Annotated in this window: 20 protein-coding genes; 9 read left to right on the forward strand and 11 right to left on the reverse strand. The window is 73.4% G+C overall.

All coding sequences use genetic code 11. The annotated features are described in order from the left end of the window. Positions 1–341: 341 nt before the first annotated feature. Positions 342–1,019, reverse strand: a complete 678-nt coding sequence (locus ACFWEJ_RS17390; RefSeq protein ID WP_377230466.1) for a DUF429 domain-containing protein — start codon at positions 1,017–1,019, stop codon at positions 342–344. 132 nt (positions 1,020–1,151) lie between these two features. Between ACFWEJ_RS17390 and ACFWEJ_RS17395 the strand changes: the two genes are divergently transcribed. Further along, the gene (locus tag ACFWEJ_RS17395; RefSeq protein ID WP_377230467.1) at positions 1,152–1,727 is read left to right on the forward strand and encodes a shikimate kinase; all 576 of its coding nucleotides are present in this window, start codon (positions 1,152–1,154) and stop codon (positions 1,725–1,727) included. Between the two features lie 4 nt (positions 1,728–1,731). Here ACFWEJ_RS17395 and ACFWEJ_RS17400 read toward each other — a convergent pair whose 3' ends face one another. Continuing rightward, on the reverse strand, positions 1,732–2,643 hold the full coding sequence (locus tag ACFWEJ_RS17400; RefSeq protein ID WP_377230468.1) for an aminoglycoside phosphotransferase family protein: 912 nt from the start codon (positions 2,641–2,643) through the stop codon (positions 1,732–1,734). A 61-nt stretch (positions 2,644–2,704) separates the two neighbouring features. Here ACFWEJ_RS17400 and ACFWEJ_RS17405 point away from each other — a divergent pair, with 61 nt between their 5' ends. The 4 genes from ACFWEJ_RS17405 to ACFWEJ_RS17420 all read left to right on the forward strand — a co-directional run bounded on the left by ACFWEJ_RS17405 (position 2,705) and on the right by ACFWEJ_RS17420 (position 5,487). Then, positions 2,705–3,124, forward strand: a complete 420-nt coding sequence (locus ACFWEJ_RS17405) for a GNAT family N-acetyltransferase (protein WP_377230469.1) — start codon at positions 2,705–2,707, stop codon at positions 3,122–3,124. A gap of 31 nt (positions 3,125–3,155) precedes the next feature. After that, the gene (locus ACFWEJ_RS17410; protein WP_377230470.1) at positions 3,156–3,500 is read left to right on the forward strand and encodes a hypothetical protein; all 345 of its coding nucleotides are present in this window, start codon (positions 3,156–3,158) and stop codon (positions 3,498–3,500) included. Next, positions 3,497–4,066: an isochorismatase family protein gene (locus ACFWEJ_RS17415; protein ID WP_377230471.1), complete on the forward strand. Its 570-nt coding sequence runs from the start codon at positions 3,497–3,499 to the stop codon at positions 4,064–4,066. Before ACFWEJ_RS17410 ends, ACFWEJ_RS17415 begins: the two co-directional genes overlap by 4 nt. A 203-nt stretch (positions 4,067–4,269) precedes the next feature. After that, the gene (locus tag ACFWEJ_RS17420; RefSeq protein ID WP_377230472.1) at positions 4,270–5,487 is read left to right on the forward strand and encodes an MFS transporter; all 1,218 of its coding nucleotides are present in this window, start codon (positions 4,270–4,272) and stop codon (positions 5,485–5,487) included. Between the two features lie 5 nt (positions 5,488–5,492). On the opposite strand, the gene ACFWEJ_RS17425 is transcribed toward ACFWEJ_RS17420, so the two are convergent. Then, the gene (locus ACFWEJ_RS17425; protein WP_377230473.1) at positions 5,493–5,972 is read right to left on the reverse strand and encodes an SRPBCC domain-containing protein; all 480 of its coding nucleotides are present in this window, start codon (positions 5,970–5,972) and stop codon (positions 5,493–5,495) included. A gap of 169 nt (positions 5,973–6,141) precedes the next feature. Here ACFWEJ_RS17425 and ACFWEJ_RS17430 point away from each other — a divergent pair, with 169 nt between their 5' ends. The 3 genes from ACFWEJ_RS17430 to ACFWEJ_RS17440 all read left to right on the forward strand — a co-directional run bounded on the left by ACFWEJ_RS17430 (position 6,142) and on the right by ACFWEJ_RS17440 (position 8,263). Beyond that, positions 6,142–6,825, forward strand: a complete 684-nt coding sequence (locus ACFWEJ_RS17430) for a YceI family protein (protein WP_377230474.1) — start codon at positions 6,142–6,144, stop codon at positions 6,823–6,825. Between the two features lie 68 nt (positions 6,826–6,893). Continuing rightward, positions 6,894–7,397, forward strand: a complete 504-nt coding sequence (locus ACFWEJ_RS17435; protein WP_285108170.1) for a sigma-70 family RNA polymerase sigma factor — start codon at positions 6,894–6,896, stop codon at positions 7,395–7,397. After that, complete coding sequence (locus ACFWEJ_RS17440; protein ID WP_377230475.1) at positions 7,394–8,263, forward strand: zf-HC2 domain-containing protein; 870 nt, start codon at positions 7,394–7,396, stop codon at positions 8,261–8,263. The genes ACFWEJ_RS17435 and ACFWEJ_RS17440 overlap by 4 nt, the downstream gene beginning before the upstream one ends. A 42-nt stretch (positions 8,264–8,305) precedes the next feature. Here ACFWEJ_RS17440 and ACFWEJ_RS17445 read toward each other — a convergent pair whose 3' ends face one another. From ACFWEJ_RS17445 to ACFWEJ_RS17455, 3 genes are all read right to left on the reverse strand, one after another. Continuing rightward, on the reverse strand, positions 8,306–8,788 hold the full coding sequence (locus tag ACFWEJ_RS17445) for a nitroreductase/quinone reductase family protein (RefSeq protein WP_377230476.1): 483 nt from the start codon (positions 8,786–8,788) through the stop codon (positions 8,306–8,308). 47 nt (positions 8,789–8,835) lie between these two features. Continuing rightward, positions 8,836–9,648 carry an endonuclease I family protein gene (locus ACFWEJ_RS17450; protein ID WP_377230477.1) on the reverse strand — a complete coding sequence of 271 codons (813 nt, stop codon included), beginning with the start codon at positions 9,646–9,648 and terminating at the stop codon, positions 8,836–8,838. A 211-nt stretch (positions 9,649–9,859) separates the two neighbouring features. After that, positions 9,860–10,630 carry an SDR family NAD(P)-dependent oxidoreductase gene (locus ACFWEJ_RS17455; protein ID WP_377230478.1) on the reverse strand — a complete coding sequence of 257 codons (771 nt, stop codon included), beginning with the start codon at positions 10,628–10,630 and terminating at the stop codon, positions 9,860–9,862. Between the two features lie 65 nt (positions 10,631–10,695). Here ACFWEJ_RS17455 and ACFWEJ_RS17460 point away from each other — a divergent pair, with 65 nt between their 5' ends. Next, positions 10,696–11,280, forward strand: a complete 585-nt coding sequence (locus tag ACFWEJ_RS17460) for a TetR/AcrR family transcriptional regulator (protein WP_377230479.1) — start codon at positions 10,696–10,698, stop codon at positions 11,278–11,280. Here ACFWEJ_RS17460 and ACFWEJ_RS17465 read toward each other — a convergent pair. Genes ACFWEJ_RS17465 through ACFWEJ_RS17485 form a run of 5 tightly spaced genes read right to left on the reverse strand, consistent with a single transcriptional unit; the run spans position 11,262 to position 16,705 of the window. Next, positions 11,262–12,782, reverse strand: coding sequence for a sulfatase-like hydrolase/transferase (locus ACFWEJ_RS17465; protein WP_377230480.1), 1,521 nt, complete (start codon positions 12,780–12,782; stop codon positions 11,262–11,264). The two genes, ACFWEJ_RS17460 and ACFWEJ_RS17465, sit on opposite strands and share 19 nt — an antisense overlap. Further along, positions 12,775–13,776, reverse strand: a complete 1,002-nt coding sequence (locus ACFWEJ_RS17470) for an aliphatic sulfonate ABC transporter substrate-binding protein (protein ID WP_377230481.1) — start codon at positions 13,774–13,776, stop codon at positions 12,775–12,777. Before ACFWEJ_RS17470 ends, ACFWEJ_RS17465 begins: the two co-directional genes overlap by 8 nt. 6 nt (positions 13,777–13,782) lie before the next feature. Beyond that, positions 13,783–14,619, reverse strand: a complete 837-nt coding sequence (locus ACFWEJ_RS17475; RefSeq protein WP_377230482.1) for an ABC transporter ATP-binding protein — start codon at positions 14,617–14,619, stop codon at positions 13,783–13,785. After that, entirely contained in the window at positions 14,616–15,431 is an 816-nt protein-coding gene (locus ACFWEJ_RS17480; RefSeq protein ID WP_377230484.1) for an ABC transporter permease, read from the reverse strand. The genes ACFWEJ_RS17475 and ACFWEJ_RS17480 overlap by 4 nt, the downstream gene beginning before the upstream one ends. Before the next feature lie 2 nt (positions 15,432–15,433). Further along, positions 15,434–16,705: an ROK family protein gene (locus ACFWEJ_RS17485; RefSeq protein ID WP_377230483.1), complete on the reverse strand. Its 1,272-nt coding sequence runs from the start codon at positions 16,703–16,705 to the stop codon at positions 15,434–15,436. Positions 16,706–16,910: the final 205 nt, after the last annotated feature.

Raw genomic sequence — 16,910 nt, forward strand, 5'->3', positions numbered from 1 at the left:
CTGGTCCGTCGGAGCCTGGCGGCGGGGGGACTGGGCACCTTGGGGACCGGCTCTAGCGGAGGGCGGCCCTTTCGGGGGCCGGCTCTATCAGCCGGCCCCCGATCGAACGCCGGTTCGGTCGGGGGCCAGCTGGCCTGAGGCCAGCCAGGTCGAGTAGAGACAGGCGAGGGGTGCCGGGCCTGCCGGAGATCGATCACGTGAACCCCGCGAAGTTCGCCCCGGCCGAACAATCCGGCTGAAGTGAACTACCCGTGGCCCAGGTAGACGAAGTACGCCCCACACGACACCCCTCGTCCGCGTGGTGTCAGCTCCCCGCCCTCGACCGACCACAACAGCTTGAGTCAGGCGTGGATGCACGCGGCGATTCCGTCGAGTTCCTCCGGCGGATCGGGGTGACGCACGGCCGCCCCCTCAGCAACTCGCCGCGCGGTCCAGTACGCCACTGCGGCATCGAGCACGTCGTCCGGCCCGGATACCTGACCAGGTTTGCCGAGGTCGGCGGGCAGCGTGAACCCGGCCCCGGCGAGCAGTGCCCGCCGGTCCTCCAGCCCTGCCCACGTCGACTTGGGCGACTGCAGGTGACGCTGGGCCAGCGTGGCAAACGACAGCTCGGGGTGCACCTCCACGATGTGCCGGTCGACCGACCGGACCACCACGTCGACCTCCAGGATGCGCGGCCCGAGCGCCCATGCCTGCCGGGAGGTCCCCTTGCCGGACACCCGACGCGCGATCTCCAGCGCCGCGGTATAGGTCGGAGCCGTGAGGGCGACCCGTGGCGGCGTCATGAACACCGACGACCGGCGCAGTCCGACAGCCTGACGCGCCAGGACGTTGGCGCGGCGGTATCCGGCGCCGTCGGGCATACCGATCGGCATGTCGATGCCGACCACCTCGACCGGACCGTCCGCGTCCGCCGCCGCGAGCAGACCGGTGAGCGTCAGGTCCGCGTACGCACGCTGGTCGCTCGCGACCGCGACCCAGTACTTCTTCGCGACGTCGACGCCCAGCACCCGGACCATGCCTTCATCGTCGCCGACACCGGCCCGCGGAGCACGGGCAGTTCCGCCGGGCGCGCGGAGCGTCGCTGCCGACCCACCACGGCACCGCGGGTGATACTTACGCATTTCACCCACACCACGGGAGGTTCGTCGATGATCCTGGTTGGCCCGCTCGCCGCGGGGAAGTCCACGCTCGGCGCCCTGGTCGCCGAGCGGATCGGGCTCCCGTTCGTGGACATCGACGACATCGCCTGGACCTACTGCGCCGAGGTCGGCTGGAGCCTGGACCGGCTCCTCGAACGGGACGACGCCGTCGGCTGGGCCGGCGCCGAATGCGAGTGGGAGCCGGCCCGCGCCCACGCGGTGCAGCGTGTCGTCGAGGAGCACCCGGAGGCGGTCATCGCGTTCGGCGCGGGCTACACCAGCTTCACCGGTCCCGAGCACGCCGACCGGGTGCGGCGGGCGCTGGCGCCGGTCCCCGACGTCGTCCACCTGCTGCCCAGCCCCGACCCCGAGCGTTCGGTGACCGTGCTGCGCGAGCGGGCGATCGCGAGCCGGGGCAAGGACTGGATCATCGAAGGCCACGACTGGATCGCGCGGTGGGTCGCGGACCCGCTGGCCGGCGAGCTCGCCGCAACCACCGTCTTCACCGACGGAGTCGGCCCCGCCGAGTCAGCCGACCAGCTCGTGCGGCTCCGCGAGCGCCTGCTGTCGGAGCTCGCCGCCTGACGGCTCAGGCCGTCGCCACCAACCGCTCCAGCGCTGCGCGCCCGGGCGGCCCCCACGACGCCTTGCCGCCCGGGCGCCCGTGCACCCCGGCCTCCCCGATGAGCATCCCGACGAGCGCCTTGGCCATGGCCCAACCGCGGGCCCGGCGGAGCATTGCGTCGTCGACCTCCCGCTCGTACGCGTCGTGGAAGGCGTCGACCCCGCCGTCCGGCAGGAGCAGCCACGCCGCGGAGAGGTCGCAGGCCGGGTCGCCGACGCACAGGTCGCCGAAGTCGATGACGCCGCAGAACGTGCCGTCCGCCGTCAGGATGTTGGCCGGGTGCAGGTCACCGTGCAGCCACACCGGCGGCCCCACCCACGCGGGCGCGGCCGCGGCGTCGTCCCAGACGGCGCGGACGGCGTCCGGGTCGGCGACGAGCCCCCGCTCCGTCGCCTCGGTGAGCTGGGCCGCGAACCCTTTGGTGTGCACGGCGAGCGGCCCGCCCCGGCCACGGCCGGCCGGTGCGCCCTCCGGCGCGGGCCGGTGCAGCGCCGTCAGAAACTCAGCGAGCGCCCGCGCCGCCTCGGCACCCCGCGTGACGGGCGCGCGGTCGGCGGGCGCCCCAGGCACCCAGGTGGTGACGATCCAGGGCCGCGGGAACCGCTCGGCCGGCTCGCCGAGGCGCTGCGGCACGGGGATCGGCAGCGGGAGGCCCGCCGCCAGGCCGGGCACCCAGGCGTACTCCTTGCGCAGCAGCTCGTCCGCCGAGTCCGTCGCCCACGGCAGCCTTACGGCGAGGTCGTCCCCCAGGCGCCAGAGCTGGTTGTCCCAGCCCCGGGCGCCGAGCTCCAGGGGCAGTTCCGCCAGGTCAGGGTGCTGCTCACGGAGCAGGTCCCGGATCAGATCGGCGTCGATCTCCAGATCGGTGTGCGTCATGCGCAGCCACCGTAGCGGGCAGCCGCCGGACCTGCGGCGCGCACATGCTTAGGGTGCCTTCATGAGCGACGACCCGTACCTCCTGGTCCCCACCGCGCCCAGCGTCGACGAGTACCTGCACCTGCGCGCGGCCTCCGGCCTCTCCCCCAAGAACGCCGAGCAGGCCGCGCCCGTGCTGACGTCGAGCTGGGCGTTCTGCCACGTCCGCGAGGTGGCGACGGACCGGGCCGTCGCGATGGGCCGCACGCTCGGCGACGGCGGCTGGTACTTCCACATCGCCGACATCGCGACCCTGCCCGAGCACCAAAGCCGCGGCCTCGGCCGCCGGGTGATGGGCTGGCTCCTGGACCAGATCGCGGACCGTGCGCCCGCCGACCCGTACGTCACGCTCAACGCGGACGAGCCCGGACGGCCGCTGTACCGCAGCCTGGGGTTCGTCGAGACGGCGCCCGCGAGCATCGCGATGCGCCTGGCCCGGTAGCGCCCGTGTCGGACCTGGCACGATACGACTCATGACGACCTCGGAGCCCCGCTACCGCACGCGCTGGATCGTGGCCGCCGTCCTGACCGCGGCCGTGGTCCTGCTCGTCGCGATCGGCATGGCCGCGTTCGACACCGCCCAGGACCGGTGGGCGTGGCGCCTCGCCGACCTGGACCGCAACGAGCTGCACCTGTCGCCGCGCCCGGAGGCGATCGAGGACGGGACGGTCGTAGAGGAGTCGCCGAGCGAGATCGTGGTCCAATACTCCCGCGAGCGCAACGACTGGACCGGCCAGCCCACTGGGGACGCGGACACGGTCTGCTACCGGTTCCCGCTCGGCGACCCCGACAGCTTCAGCGAGGCCCCCTGCCCATGACCACGCCCGTGACCCCGCCCCCGACCACCGCTGTCCTCCTCATCGACCTCCAGGCCGACGTCGTCCGGGGGTGCTTCGACGCCGACGGCGTCGTCACCCGCTCCGCCGCCCTCGCGGAACGGGCCCGCGCCGCCGGGACGCCCGTCATCTGGGTGCAGCACCACGAGCCGGGACTGGAGCGCGACACCCCGGGCTGGGCCCTCGCGGACGGCCTGTCCCGCCGCCCCGACGAGGCGCTCGTGCACAAGGCGTACCGCGACTCGTTCGCCGACACCGACCTCCGCGACGTCCTCGACGCGCTCGGCACCACGCGGCTGGTCGTCGCGGGCGCGCAATCCGACTTCTGCGTCCGCACGACGACGCAGCGAGCCGCCGCGCTGGGCTACGACGTGACCCTCGTGAGCGACGCGCACACCACCCGCGACACCGAGTGGGACGGCGTGGCGATCACCGGCGAGCAGATCGTGGCCCACACCAACATGTACTTCTCCGGCCTGCGGTATCCGGGCAGCACGTTCGGCATCGCCCGGCACGACGAGGTTCCGCTGACCGGCCAGGACTGCTAGCGTCCCTCGCAGTCGTCCGGGTCCGCATCGGCCCGGGCACCACGTTTGTACCGCCCGGTGTCGGGGGCGGCGGCAGGGGCGCGTGTCCCGTCCCACCGCAGTCCTGGATGTCCCCTGGCGGGCCACGGGTCGCACCCCATCGCAGTTTCAGGCGCCGGCGACCCCGGGTGGCCCGTCCCGCCGGGCGGCGACGAAGGACACCCATGTCTGCAGCCGCCTCCGGCTACCGTTCCCTGCTGCGCGCGCCCGGCGCCGCCGCCTTCTTCCTCGCCGCCACGACCGGCCGTGTCGGCATCGCCATGACGGGCCTCGGCCTGGTGTGGCTGCTGCACGACCGCACCGGCTCGTACGCCACAGCGGGCCTCGCCGCCGCGGTCTTCGCCCTGGCCGAGGCGGTCGTCGGGCCGCAGCTCGCCCGCCTCGTCGACCGGTTCGGCCAGACCCGCGTGCTCCCGCTCTGCCTCGTCGCGCACGGCGCCGCCGTCGCCTGCGTCGTCCTGGCGACCACGCCGACGGCGGCCGTCGTCGCCGCGGGCTGCGCGGGCGCGGCGGTCCCCCAGCTCGGCGCGCTGTCCGCCGCCCGCTGGGCGCACCTGCTGCGGGGCGACCGCGCCGACGACCTGCCCGGCGCGTTCTCGCTGGAGTCGCTGGCCAACGCCACGAGCTTCCTGCTCGGGCCGGTGCTGGTCACAGCGCTGGGCGCGGCGGGCCACCCGACGGCGGCCACCCTCACCGCGGCGGCCCTGATCCTGGGCGGCGGCACCGCCCTGGCCCTGCAGCGGCGCACCGCGCCCCCGCCGCACGCCGCCCTCGAACGCGCCCGCGGCACGCGGGCCGGCCTGCTCGCGCCGACGTTCCTGGTCCTGGCGCTGCTGAACCTGGCCATCGGCCTGTACTTCGGCACCATGGGGGTGGCGGTCACGGCCTTCGCGGTCGGCCACGGGACGCCCGGCGCGGCAGCGCCGCTCATCGCCGCCGGGAGCGTGGCCGGCCTCCTGTCGGGCTGGCTCTACGGACGGCGCCGACGCCGCACCCCGACCCACCGCCAGCTCGTGGTCGTCACCGCCTGGCTGACGGCGACCGCCGCGCTGCTGCCGTTCGCGCCGTCCGCCGTCTGGCTGGGCCTCGCCCTGGTGCTCACGGAGGCCGCCGTGCCGCCGACCCTGGTGCTGCTCACCGTGCTGACGGAGCGCTCGGTCCGCCCGGCCGTGCTCACGCAGGCGTTCACCTGGAACAACTCCGCGAGCGCCGCCGGCTCGGCGGTGGCGGCGTCGCTCGCGGGCCGGGCGGCGGACGCCTGGGGCGCGCCGGCCGCGCTCGCGCAGGCGCCGGCGGCCGGGCTGCTGCTCGTGGCCCTCGCGATCGTCCTGCTGCGTGTCGGACGCCGGGGCGAGGGACGCCGGAGCGAGGCGCGCCGGTGACGGCGTCAGCGGCCCGCCACGTACCCGGCCATCTTGTCGAGGCACGCCTCCAGCCCCTGCTGCGACATGTCGCGGGCCGCGGTGCTCGTGTACCCGTGCTCGACCATGTGGATGCGGCTGCGCCCATCGCCGAGGCCCGTGATCTCGACCTCGTGGTGCCCCTCGGCGGGCACGTCGTCCATGGGTGGGTCCTGCGGCACGCCGTCAGCGTCGCTGAACCGGAACGTGTACTCGATGCGCCGCACCGGCTCGACGACCGTGAAGTCCCAGGTGGACCACGTGTCGCCGCCGCCGTACTCGGCGGGGGCGCGCATCGCGATCAGCGCGCGGCCGCCGACCCGCAGGTCGACGTCGGCCGCGGGGCAGGTGAACGGGCCGGGTCCCCACCAGGCGCGCAGGCCCTCGGGGGTGCTCCACGCGGCCCAGGCCGCCTCGACGGGTCCGTCGAGGTCGCGGGTCACGTCGACGTCGAAGGTGTCGGTCATGATTCCTCCAGGTGCGCTCGGGACGGGGCGGTGCAACACGCCCCTGCCGCTACCGACGGCCCGGGCCCGCCGAACTCATCGCCGAACCAATTGAACCGTTCTGCCCTTTCACCCGTCGTACGGGGCAGAGGCCGATATCCGGTCGGCCTGCGAACGAGAGGGGCGGAGCGTGCGCACTGGGGCAAAGGTAGGCATCGGCGTCGGAGCGGCCGTGGTCGTGATCGGTGGGGCGGCGGCGATCTTCGGGCCGGGCCTGTACGCGGACTGGGCCAACGAGGCCGCCGCAGAGGAGCCGAGCCTGGCGGCGTCGGCGGCACCGCTGCCCGACGCCGAGGCGGCCGCCGGAACCTGGACGGTGACCGACGGGTCGTTCGCCGGGTACCGCGTCGAGGAGGTCCTGCAGGGCGAGGACGTGACCGTGACCGGGCGCACCGAGGACGTCACCGGGTCGGTGACCGTCGCGGACGGCGCGATCAGCGCCGCCGACATCACGGTGGACATCGCGAGCGTGGCCACCGACGAGGCCAACCGCGACGGGTACTTCCGCGACACCGCGATGGAGGTCGGTCAGTTCCCGACCGCGACGTTCGTGCTCACCGAGCCGGCGCCCATCGAGGCGGGCGCCACGGCGGTGGAGCTGACCGGCGACCTCACCGTGCACGGCGTCACGCAGACGGCCACGTTCGACGCCGAGGTCGCGGGCGACGCGACCAGCGGCGACCCGGTGCAGGTGGTGGGCAGCGTGCCGATCACGTTCGAGGACTTCGGCGTCGAGGCGCCGGACCTCGGGTTCGTAACGGTGGAGGATGAGGGCAGCATCGAGTTCTCGCTGCAGCTGGCCCCAGGCCAGTGACGACGCCGTAGCGACCCGACCGGTCGACGAACACACCGAGTAGCCGACACACACGGAAGGAGCCGCTCGTGGGTGCCGAGGACGAGCTCCTCGAGGCGGTGCACGACACGCACGCCGACGCGCTGTACCGGTACGTCGTGCGCCGCACGGGCGACGAGGAGGAGGCGCGCGACGTGGTGCAGGAGACCCTGCTGCGCGCGTGGCGCCACCCCGAGGTGCTGGAACGCTCGGAGGACTCCGTGCGCGCCTGGCTGTTCACGGTGGCGCGGAACCTCTCGGTCGACCACCTCCGCAGCGCCCGCCGCACCCGCGAGCGCTCCACCGGGCACCTGCCCGACCGCGAGGAGCGCGACACCACGCAGTCCGTGCTGGACTCGTGGCTGGTGGCCGACGCGCTGCTGTCGCTCTCGCCGTCGCACCGGGCGGTGGTGGTCGGCGCGTACTACGGGGGACGTTCGGTGGCCGAGCTCTCGACCGAGCTGGGCGTCCCCGCCGGGACGGTCAAGTCGCGGCTGCACTACGGGCTGCGCGCGCTGCGCCTGGCCCTGCAGGAGAAAGGAGTCACGGCATGATCCCCGCGGCAGAGTCAGGGGGTGGCGGCGACCCGTACGCCGAGTGGGACGCGGCCTACGTGCTCGGCGCCCTGAGCCCGAGCGACCGGCGCGCCTACGAGCGGCACCTGGCCGAGTGCGCGGCGTGCCGCGCGGCGGTGGCGGAGCTCGCCGGTCTGCCGGGCCTGCTCGGCACCATCAGCCCGGCGCACGCGCAGGCGCTCGTCGAGGAGGCGCCGGGCCCGGCTGGCCTGCCCGGCTCTTCCGGGCTGTCCGGGTTGCCCGACGGCGGAGCGCTGCCCGGGCAGCCCGCACCCGGGCGGTCGGCGGACGTAGTGCCGCTCACGAGCCTCGCCCGCGCCGCCCGCCGGTCCCGGTTCCGCCGGCGCGCCCTGGGCGCGGTGGCTGCGAGCGTCCTCGTGGTCGCCGGCGCGGTGGGCGGGTCGGTGCTCACCGCGGGCGGCCTGTTCGGCACGCCGGACGGCGGGGTGCCGGACGCCGGGGGCACCACCCCGCCGTCGGCCACTGCCACCACCGCGACCGAGGCCCGGACCATCGAGCTGCGGCCGGTGGCCGGGGCGGACATGCGTGCGGAGGTGGTGGTGACGCCCACCACCTGGGGCACCAAGTTCAAGTGGTCCTGCCACTACCCGCCCAACCCCGGGCAGCCGCCGCCCGAGGGCGTATACATCCCACCCGAGCCGATCCGGTACGAGCTCGTGCTGGTCGGTCGGGACGGCGCACGGACGGTCGCGGCGACGTGGTCGTGGTCGGGCGGCCAGACGACGGGGCTGGACGCGTCGACGGCCGTGTCGCTCACCGACATGGACCGCATCGAGATCACGCTCGACGGGCACGAGGAGGCGCTGGCGTCGGCCACGCTGTGACGCCGGGACCCACGGGTGCGCGGGCCGGAGAGATGCACGGGCTCAGTGGTGCGCCGGCTCGTCCCACCGCTCCAGGACCACGACGGGCGTCTCGGTCGTGCGGAGCGCGGCGTAGTCGTCGAGCCGGGCGTCGTAGTCACGCCACCTGGCCCAGAGCCGGTCGTGCTCGACACCCTGCGCCGCGTGGGCGCGCACGGTGCGCGAGTCCTCGTCGACGAGGTCCACGGTGGCCTCGGGGTGCAGCCGCAGGTTGAGCCACCAGCTGGGGTGGCCCTGGGCCCAGCCGTTCATGGCCAGCGTGACGAGGTCGGCGCCGTCCTCGACGTAGGCGACGATCACACTGTGCTCGCACCCGGTGCGGCGTCCGGTGGTGGTCAGGCGCATCATGCCCCAGCGATGCCCCTTGGGCCGGCGGAGCCCGAGCCGGCCGCCGCTGGCGCGGTACAGGCCGCGGTGGACCTGCCAGGCGAGCCGCACGAACCAGCGCGGCGGGATCCGCGGTGCTGACGTGACCTCGTTCGACACGGTGACCACCTCCGGTGCTCCCTCCAGGGTAGCCAGCGTCGGGGCGGTCAGCCCCAGATGGCGTCGGCCCACTCCGGGTGGTCGACGAACGGGTTCCGGTTGTGCTGGAACTGCTCGTAGATGACGTCGTTCCGGTGGGCCTCGAACGAGGACACGGGGTCGGCGTCGTTCCACGCCAGCAGCGTGGAGAGCTTGCCGTGGTACGGGGCGGAGCCGTTGTTCACGGTGTCGTTGGGCTCCAGGTCGGCGAAGCTGTCCTCGCCCTCCCAGCGCACGGCCATGTAGAGGATCATGCGCGCGACGTCGCCCTTGACGTCGTCGCGGGGCTCGAACGAGTCCGCGTCGGTGTAGTTGCCCGGCGCGCCGGAGACCGCGCTGCCGCCCTCGTCGAAGTCCTTGTTGCCGCGGATGCCGTTGACCTGGACGTCCGCGGGGCGCAGGTGGTGCAGGTCGGTGCCCGGCCCCGTGGACGTGCCGAAGTCGCCGTGCGACTTGGCCCAGACGTGCTCCCGGTTCCAGTCGCCGACGTCGCCGCCGTTCAGGCTCTTGGCCCGCGACTCACCGGTGTACAGGAGGATGACGTTGTCCGGGTTGGCCGGGTCCTCGTCGGTGGCCATCAGGCCGTCCCACACCTGGCTGTACGACACGGCGTCGGCGTCGCTGATGATGTCGTTCAGCTCGGCCTTGAGCGCCTCGCCCGTCAGGCCCGCGGCGCTGTCGTAGTAGCCGGCGGGGACGTCCGCGGCGTCCTGCGCGACGGCGCCCGGCGCCACCAGGACCCCGGCCGCGATCGCGAGCGCCGCCAGCCCGCTCCACCGGACCCGACCCAGACCCCGTGCCCGTACGAGACGTGTGCGCATCGTCGACCTCCGTGTGCGACGGCCCGCGACCCCCTGCGGGCCCCGGCGCCGCCATCACACTTCCACGTCCCGGCCGTGGACTGTCGTGTCATCAGTTAATTTTGGGTGAAATCTACCGACAAGCCACGCTTTCATCCTGAGTCGGACCATGCAGTTGCTGCCAGAACGAGTCGAGTCCTGGCAGTAACTGCATGGGTCCGCGGGCACACGATCAGGCGGCCACCACCGCCACGCTCGCCCGTCCGCCGTCGACGTCGAGCACCGTGCCGTGCACGAACCGCGCGTCGTCGGAGGCGAGGTAGGCCACGGCGGCGGCGATGGCGTCCGGGTGCCCGGGCGCGCCGGCCGGGGTGCCGACCGTCATGTTCTCCGAGAAGGAGAGCGCCGGGTCGAGCTCCGGCGGGCGGACGACGCCCGGCGAGACCGCGTTGACCCGCACGCCCTGGGCACCGAGCTCGGCCGCCCAGGACCGCGTCAGGGACTCCATCGCGGCCTTGGTCGAGGCGTACGCGCCACCCGACGGCGCGGCCAGGCGGGCCACCCACGAGCCGAGGTTGACGATCGCGCCGCCGCCGTCGGCCACCATGCGGGGCGCCACGGCCTGGGTGAGGAAGTACGGCGCCTTGACGTTCACGGCGTAGAGCCGGTCGAGCGCGTCGGCGTCGGTGTCGGCCAGGGTCGGGGCCGTGCGGTAGATGCCGGCGTTGTTCACCAGCACGTCGATCCGCCCGCCCAGCACGTCCGCCGCCTCGTCCGCGAGCGCGTGGCTCGCCTCCCGGCTGCCGTCGAGGTCGGCCCGCACGAAGTCGGCCTTGCCGCCGTCGGCCCGGATGCCGGCCACGACGGCCTCGCCGCGCTCCGCGTCCCGGCCGGAGACGACGACGTGCGCCCCCTCCGCCGCGAGCCGCTGGGCGATCGCCCGGCCGATGTTGCTGGTGGAGCCCGTGACGAGGGCGGTGCGGTCCTGCAGTCGCTGTGTCATGCCCTCGACGCTAGGAACCCATTTTTGGACTAGCAAGTCCAGAAGATCGCTCGTACCGTCGTCCCGTGAAGCTCACCCCGAAGGGCCAGGCCACGCGGCGGCGCATCGTCGAAGGCGCCGCGGAGTACCTGCGCGGCACCGAGCCGGGCGCCGTCACGCTGGACGACGTGCTGGCGATCACGCGGACCAGCAAGGGGCAGATGTTCCACTACTTCCCCGGCGGCAAGGAGCAGCTCCTGCTCGCCGTCGCGCAGGAGGAGGCCGATCGGGTGCTGATCGACCAGGAGCCTCATCTCAGCGACCTGGGCACCTGGGAGGCGTGGACGGCGTGGCGGGACTCCGTCGTCGCGCGCTACCACGCGCAGGGCCGCAGCTGCCCGCTCGCCGCGCTCATGGACCAGGTCTCCAGCACGCCCGGCGCGGCCGAGGTGGTCACGGAGCTGCTGCGGCAGTGGCGGGCGCGGATCGCCGTCGGGGTGGTCACCATGCAGGAGGGCGGCCGGATCAGCACCGACCTGGACGCCGACCGGGTGGCCTCGGCCTTCGTGGCCGGTATCCAGGGCGGCGTCCAGGTGCTGCGCGCGACGGGCAGCACGGACCAGCTCGAGGCGGTCCTCGACCTGCTGATCGACTACCTCCGCAAGGCCTGAGCCGCGTACGTCGTCTCGTCCAGCCCCGACTGGGTCGGGTCGTGGTCCACCTCGCCGACGTCGTACATCGTGGTCATCCAGTGGTAGAAGTTGTCGCCGCGGTCGCGGAGCAGCCGGTAGAGGCGCCCCATCATGCGGTGCCGCACGTCCGCGAGCGCCGGGTCGCCGTAGGCGTTGGTCAGCTCGTCCGGGTCGGCCTGCAGGTCGTACAGCTCGTTGACGGAGTCGGGGTTGACCACGAGCTTGTACCGGTCCTCCCGCAGCATGCGCTGCGGGTAGGGGAAGTGGTGGCCGTGGAACTCGCACACGATGTCGGGCTGCCACTCGACGTCGTCCCCGTGGGCCAGCGGCAGCAGGCTGCGCGAGTCCACGGCGGGGGCGGGGTCGATGCCGGCCAGCTCCAGGATCGTGGCCGTGCAGTCCAGCAGGCTCACGAACTCGGTGCGCACCTGGCCCGCCGGGCCGCCCGGGACCCGGAGCAGGCCGGGCGTGCGGTAGATGTCCTCGTACATCGCCGGGCCCTTGTCGTGCAGCCGGTGGGCGCCGGTGAACTCGCCGTGGTCGCACGTGAAGAACACCGCGGTGTCGTCCACGAGACCCAGCCGCTCCAGAGCGTCCAGCACGCGGCCGATCTGCTGGTCGATGAGCGTCACGTAGCCCCAGTAGACCGCGATGAGCTTGCGTGTCACCTCGATCGGCATGGTGTCGAACGTCCAGTGCGCGCTGTAGTTGGCCTGCACGGGCGGCTTGCCCTCGAAGGTCTCGGCGATCGAGGCGGGCAGCTCGACGTCGGCCGGGTCGAACAGGTCGAAGTACTCGTCCGGCACGATGTACGGCAGGTGGGGCCCGAAGAAGCTGAGCTCCAGGAAGAAGGGCCGCTCCCCCGACCGGAAGTCGTCCGCGTACCGCTCCAGCAGCTCGATGGTGCGGGTGGCCAGGTAGGCCTCGAACGTGGCCTCGACCGGCTGGTGCAGCCGGGCCGCGAGCAGGTTGCCCGGCCCGCCGTTGGGCAGCGTGCCGCGCACCCGGTCGCTGATCTCGTACGGCGGCAGGTCGTGCTCGGCCAGGTAGGCCAGGTAGTCCTCGTTGTCGACGGGGTTGTGCCACCCGGGCAGGTCCGGCCCGTCGAACCCGAAGGACGCGGCGTTCCGCTCCGTGCCGGCATGCCACTTGCCCACCAGGCCGGTGTTGTAGCCGTGCTCCCGCAGGGCCTCGACGAAGGTGAACGTGCCGTCGGCCAGGTCCTCCTGGTAGCCCACGTTGCGCTCGTGGTTGGCCAGCACCCGATGCCGGAACGGCGCCTGGCCCGTGAGCAGGCTCGCGCGCGACGGCGTGCAGATCGCCGTCGGCGTGTACCAGCGGTCGAACCGGGTGCCCGACGCCGCGAGCCGGTCGAGCACCGGCGTGGACGCGCGCGGGTTGCCGTAGGCGCCCAGCGTGTCGGCCCGGTGCTGGTCGGTCATGAGGAACAGGACGTTCTTGCCGCCCACCGGGTCACTCACCGGCCTTGACGAACTGGTCGCCGAGGTAGAACTCGGAGGGGTCCACGGCCTCGGGGAGCTGCCCGGAGCCCACGAAGTAGTCCTGCATGCCGGTCAGCCAGGTGTCGGCGGTGCCGTCCTGCGTCAGCGCGTCCACGTCGTCCGCCGAGAGGACGTCGACGTTGGCGGCGTCCGCCTCGACGTCGGCCGGCTCGAGGTCGTTGAAGTCGGCCGTGAGCGCGATCGCCTCGTCCAGGTGCTCCGAGCGGTAGGCCATGGCCTCGCGCAGCACCTGCAGGACGGCGTCCACCTTCTCGGGCTCGTCGGCCACCACGTCGTTCCCGGCCACGAACGCCGTCGGGAACGCGACGGTCTCCTCGAAGTCGGTGTTCTGGGCGAGCTCGACCAGGTCGGGCACCTGCTCCTTGACGGTGGCGAGCGCCGGGTACCAGAAGCCCGCGGCGTCGACCTGCCGGGACGACAGTGCGGCCACGATGGCCGGCGGTTCCATGGGCACCAGCTCGACGTCGTCCTTGGTCATGCCCGCCTCCTGCAGCGCGAGCGTGAGGATCATGTCGCCCGACGTGCCCTCCGGCACGGCGACGGTCTTGCCCTTGAGGTCCTCGACGGAGTCGATGCCGGGCTGCGCGACCACGCGGTCGGCCCGGCCGAGGGTGTTCAGCGCGACGATCTTGGCCTGCCCGGAGGCCGGCAGCCAGAACGCGCCGGGGCCGATGTAGCCGAAGTCGAGGTCGCCCGTGCCGAGAGCCTGGATCTGGAGCGGCCCGTTGGTGAACGACGACGTCGTCACGTCGATGCCGTGCTCCGCCCACAGGCCCTGGTCCTCGGCGATGGCGAGCAGGCTGGTGCCGTTGAAGTCGGGGATGTAGCCGAAGTTGACCTCGATCGTCCCGTCCTCGCCCGCGGCGGCGCCGCCGGACGAGCAGGCGCCGAGGGACAGCACGAGGGCGAGGCCGGCGGCGGCCGCGCCGAGGGTTCTCCTGGAGATACGCATGGGTCCTCAGTTCTGGGTCTGGTTCTGGGAATCGGTGGCCCGGCCGGGGGTGCCGGGGGTCTGGTGGTACACGGCCCGCCACACCCGGTTGCGCAGCTCCGCGAACTGCGGGCTGAGCCGCACCTCCTCGGTGCGCGGGTAGGGCAGGTCGACGTCGATCACCTCGTGGATGCGGCCCGGCCGGGCGGCCATGACCACCACGCGGCCGGCGAGGAACACGGCCTCGTCGACGTCGTGCGTGATGAACAGGACGGTGCGCTTCTCGGTGCTCCAGGTGTCCAGGAGCTGCTCCTGGAGCCGCACGCGCGTGAGGGCGTCCAGCGCGCCGAAGGGCTCGTCCATCAGCAGGATCGACGGGTTGACGGCGTAGGCGCGGGCGATGGCGCACCGCTGCTTCATGCCGCCCGAGAGCGTCTTGGGCAGCGCGTCCGCGAACTGCTCCAGGCCCACGAGGCGCACGTAGTGCTCGGCGCGCTCGCGCCGCTCGGCGGCGGGCAGGCCCGCGACCTTGAGCCCGAACTCGACGTTCTTGCGCACGGTCAGCCACGGGAACAGCGCGTACTGCTGGAAGATGACGCCGCGCTCCGGGCCGGGGCCGGTCACGTCCGCGCCGTCCACGAGCACCCGGCCCGACGTCGGCGCCTCCAGGCCCGCGACGATGTTCATCAGGGTGGACTTGCCGCAGCCGGAGGGGCCGACGACAGTGACGAACTCGTTGTCGGCCACGTCGAGGTCCACGCCGTCGAGCGCGACGAACTCCTCGTCCTGCAGGGCGAAGGTCTTGCGGGTCTCCCGCACGGAGATCTTGGCGGTGTCCGTCAGGGTGGGGGTGTCGATGGTCATCGTCGTTCCTGCCATCCGGTCAGCCGGGTCTCCGCGAGCAGCAGCAGCCGGTCCATGACCAGGCCGAGCACGCCGATGGCGACGATGGAGACGAAGATCGTCGCGAGGTCGTAGTAGGTCTGGGCCTGCTGCATGCGGAACCCGAGGCCTGCCTGGGCCGCGAGCAGCTCGGCGGCCACGAGGGTGGCCCACGCGGAGCCGAGGCCCACGCGCATGCCCACGAGGATGAACGGCGAGGAGGCCGGCACCACGACGCGCAGGAAGATCGTGCCGTCCTTGGCCCCGAGCACCCGGGCCGCGTTGATGAGCGTGCGGTCCACGCTCACCACGCCTTGGTAGGTCGAGATCACGCAGGCCAGGAACGCCGCGAGGAAGATGACGAACACCTTGGGCAGCTCGCCGATGCCCATCAGCACCAGCACGAGCGGCAGCAGGGCCAGCGGCGGGATGGTGCGGAAGAACTGGATCCACGGCTCGAACAGGCCGCGGGCCGGGGTGTACCAGCCCATGAGGAACCCGACGGGGACCGCGGCGGCGGAGCCGAGCAGGAACCCGGCCAGGACCCGGCCCAGGCTGGCCAGCAGGTCCTCGGCCAGCGTGCCGCTGACCGTCAGGTCCACGGCCTTGGCCGCCACCTCGGGCGGCGTCGGGAGCTGGAGGCCGCTCAGGGACAGCACCCACCAGATCCCGATGCCGCCCAGGATCGAGACGGCGTTCAGCGCGAGCAGCGTCGTGCGCTTCCCCGCCCGGCGGCGCGGTGGTGACCCGTTCCTCGCGGGGGTCGGGGTCGACACCGTCGACCCGGTCGACATGGTCACAGGGCTCTCCTCAGGCGTGCGTGCAGTGGTGCGGGCATCGGGGTGCGCAGCGTGCCGCGCAGGTCCCCGCCGTCGTCGGCCGCCTCGGGCCGGGGGTAGCCGGCCAGCAGCGGGGACAGGTGGAAGGCGGCGGCCAGCGCGCCGAGCGCGCCGTCGGTGTCGCGCAGGCGCCCGGCCCGCACGACGAGCGGCTCGTCCGTGGGCAGCGGGTGCAGCTCGTAGCGCAGGGTGGCCGCGGCCTGCTCGACGATCACGGGCGCGACGTGCACGATCTCGCCGCCGATCACGATCTCGTCGGGGTCGAGGGTGAGCGCCGCGGTGCTGAGCACCCGGCCCACGGCCGCGCCGACGTCGCGCAGCACGCCCTCGACCACCGGGTCGCTGGTGGCCACGGCGGCGGCCAGGTCGTCGAACGTGCCGACCTCGGCGCCCCGGGCGCGGCACGCCGCGAGCACGGCGGGCGCGGACGCGACGGTCTCCAGGCAGCCGCGCTTGCCGCAGCGGCACCGGCTGCCCGCCGGGTCCACGCAGATGTGGCCCAGCTCGCCGGCGAACCCGTGCGCCCCGGTCCCGATCCGGCCGCAGACGACGAGGCCGCCGCCCACGCCGTCCGACAGCCGCACGTACAGCAGGTCGGTGGTGCCCTCGGGCTGGGACACCGCCTCCGCGAGCGCCGCGAGGCGCGTGTTGTTGTCGACGACGACGGGCGCGCCGAACCGTTCGGCGAACGCGCCGTGCACGTCGTGCGGGGCGGAGCGGCGGGCCCAGGAGACCTGCTTGCTGTCGACGCGCCACCCGCCGTACGGGCCGACGACGCCGATGCCGACCGCCTGGATCTCGCCGAAGTGCAGGTCGTGCTCGCGCGCGAGCCGGTCGACGAGCCGGAAGGCGAGGTCGAGCCGCTGGGGCCAGGGCGTGTCGTCGTCGTAGTGCTCGACGCCGGAGGCGACGGTCTCGCGGGCGGCGTCGGCCACGGCGGCGCGCACGCGGCGGTGGCCGAAGTCGACGCCGAGGTACTGGCCGGAGCCGGGGTCGAGCGCGAGCCGCTCGGCGGGCCGGCCGCTGCCGGTCCGGGTGGCGGCGTCGGTGTCGACCACGACGATCGCGCCGCGACGCAGCAGCTCGGCCGTGGTCTCGGAGAGGGTGGTGCGGGAGAGGCCCACGCGGCGGGCGAGCTCGGCGCGGCTCAGGGGCCCGTCGCGGAGCGCGGCCAGCACGCGGCTCTCGTGAGCGCGGCGCGTGGCGCTGCCGGTTGTCGTCGTCGACATGCTGGCGACCATAGGGACCTCCAAATTTTTCCGTCAACGACCCGGCAGAAAACCACACCAATTCGGTCGGATCTAACCAGAACCCACCTCCCACCCTCGTTGAGTGCATGGTTATTTTTTGCTTAGCGCCGGAAAAAAAACAAAAAACCCGCCCACAAAGAAGCGGGGGGGGGTGGTACGGGCTGGGGGTTAGGTCGGTCGGATT

This window comes from Promicromonospora sp. NPDC060204, assembly GCF_042728455.1.
Lineage (GTDB): Bacteria > Actinomycetota > Actinomycetes > Actinomycetales > Cellulomonadaceae > Promicromonospora.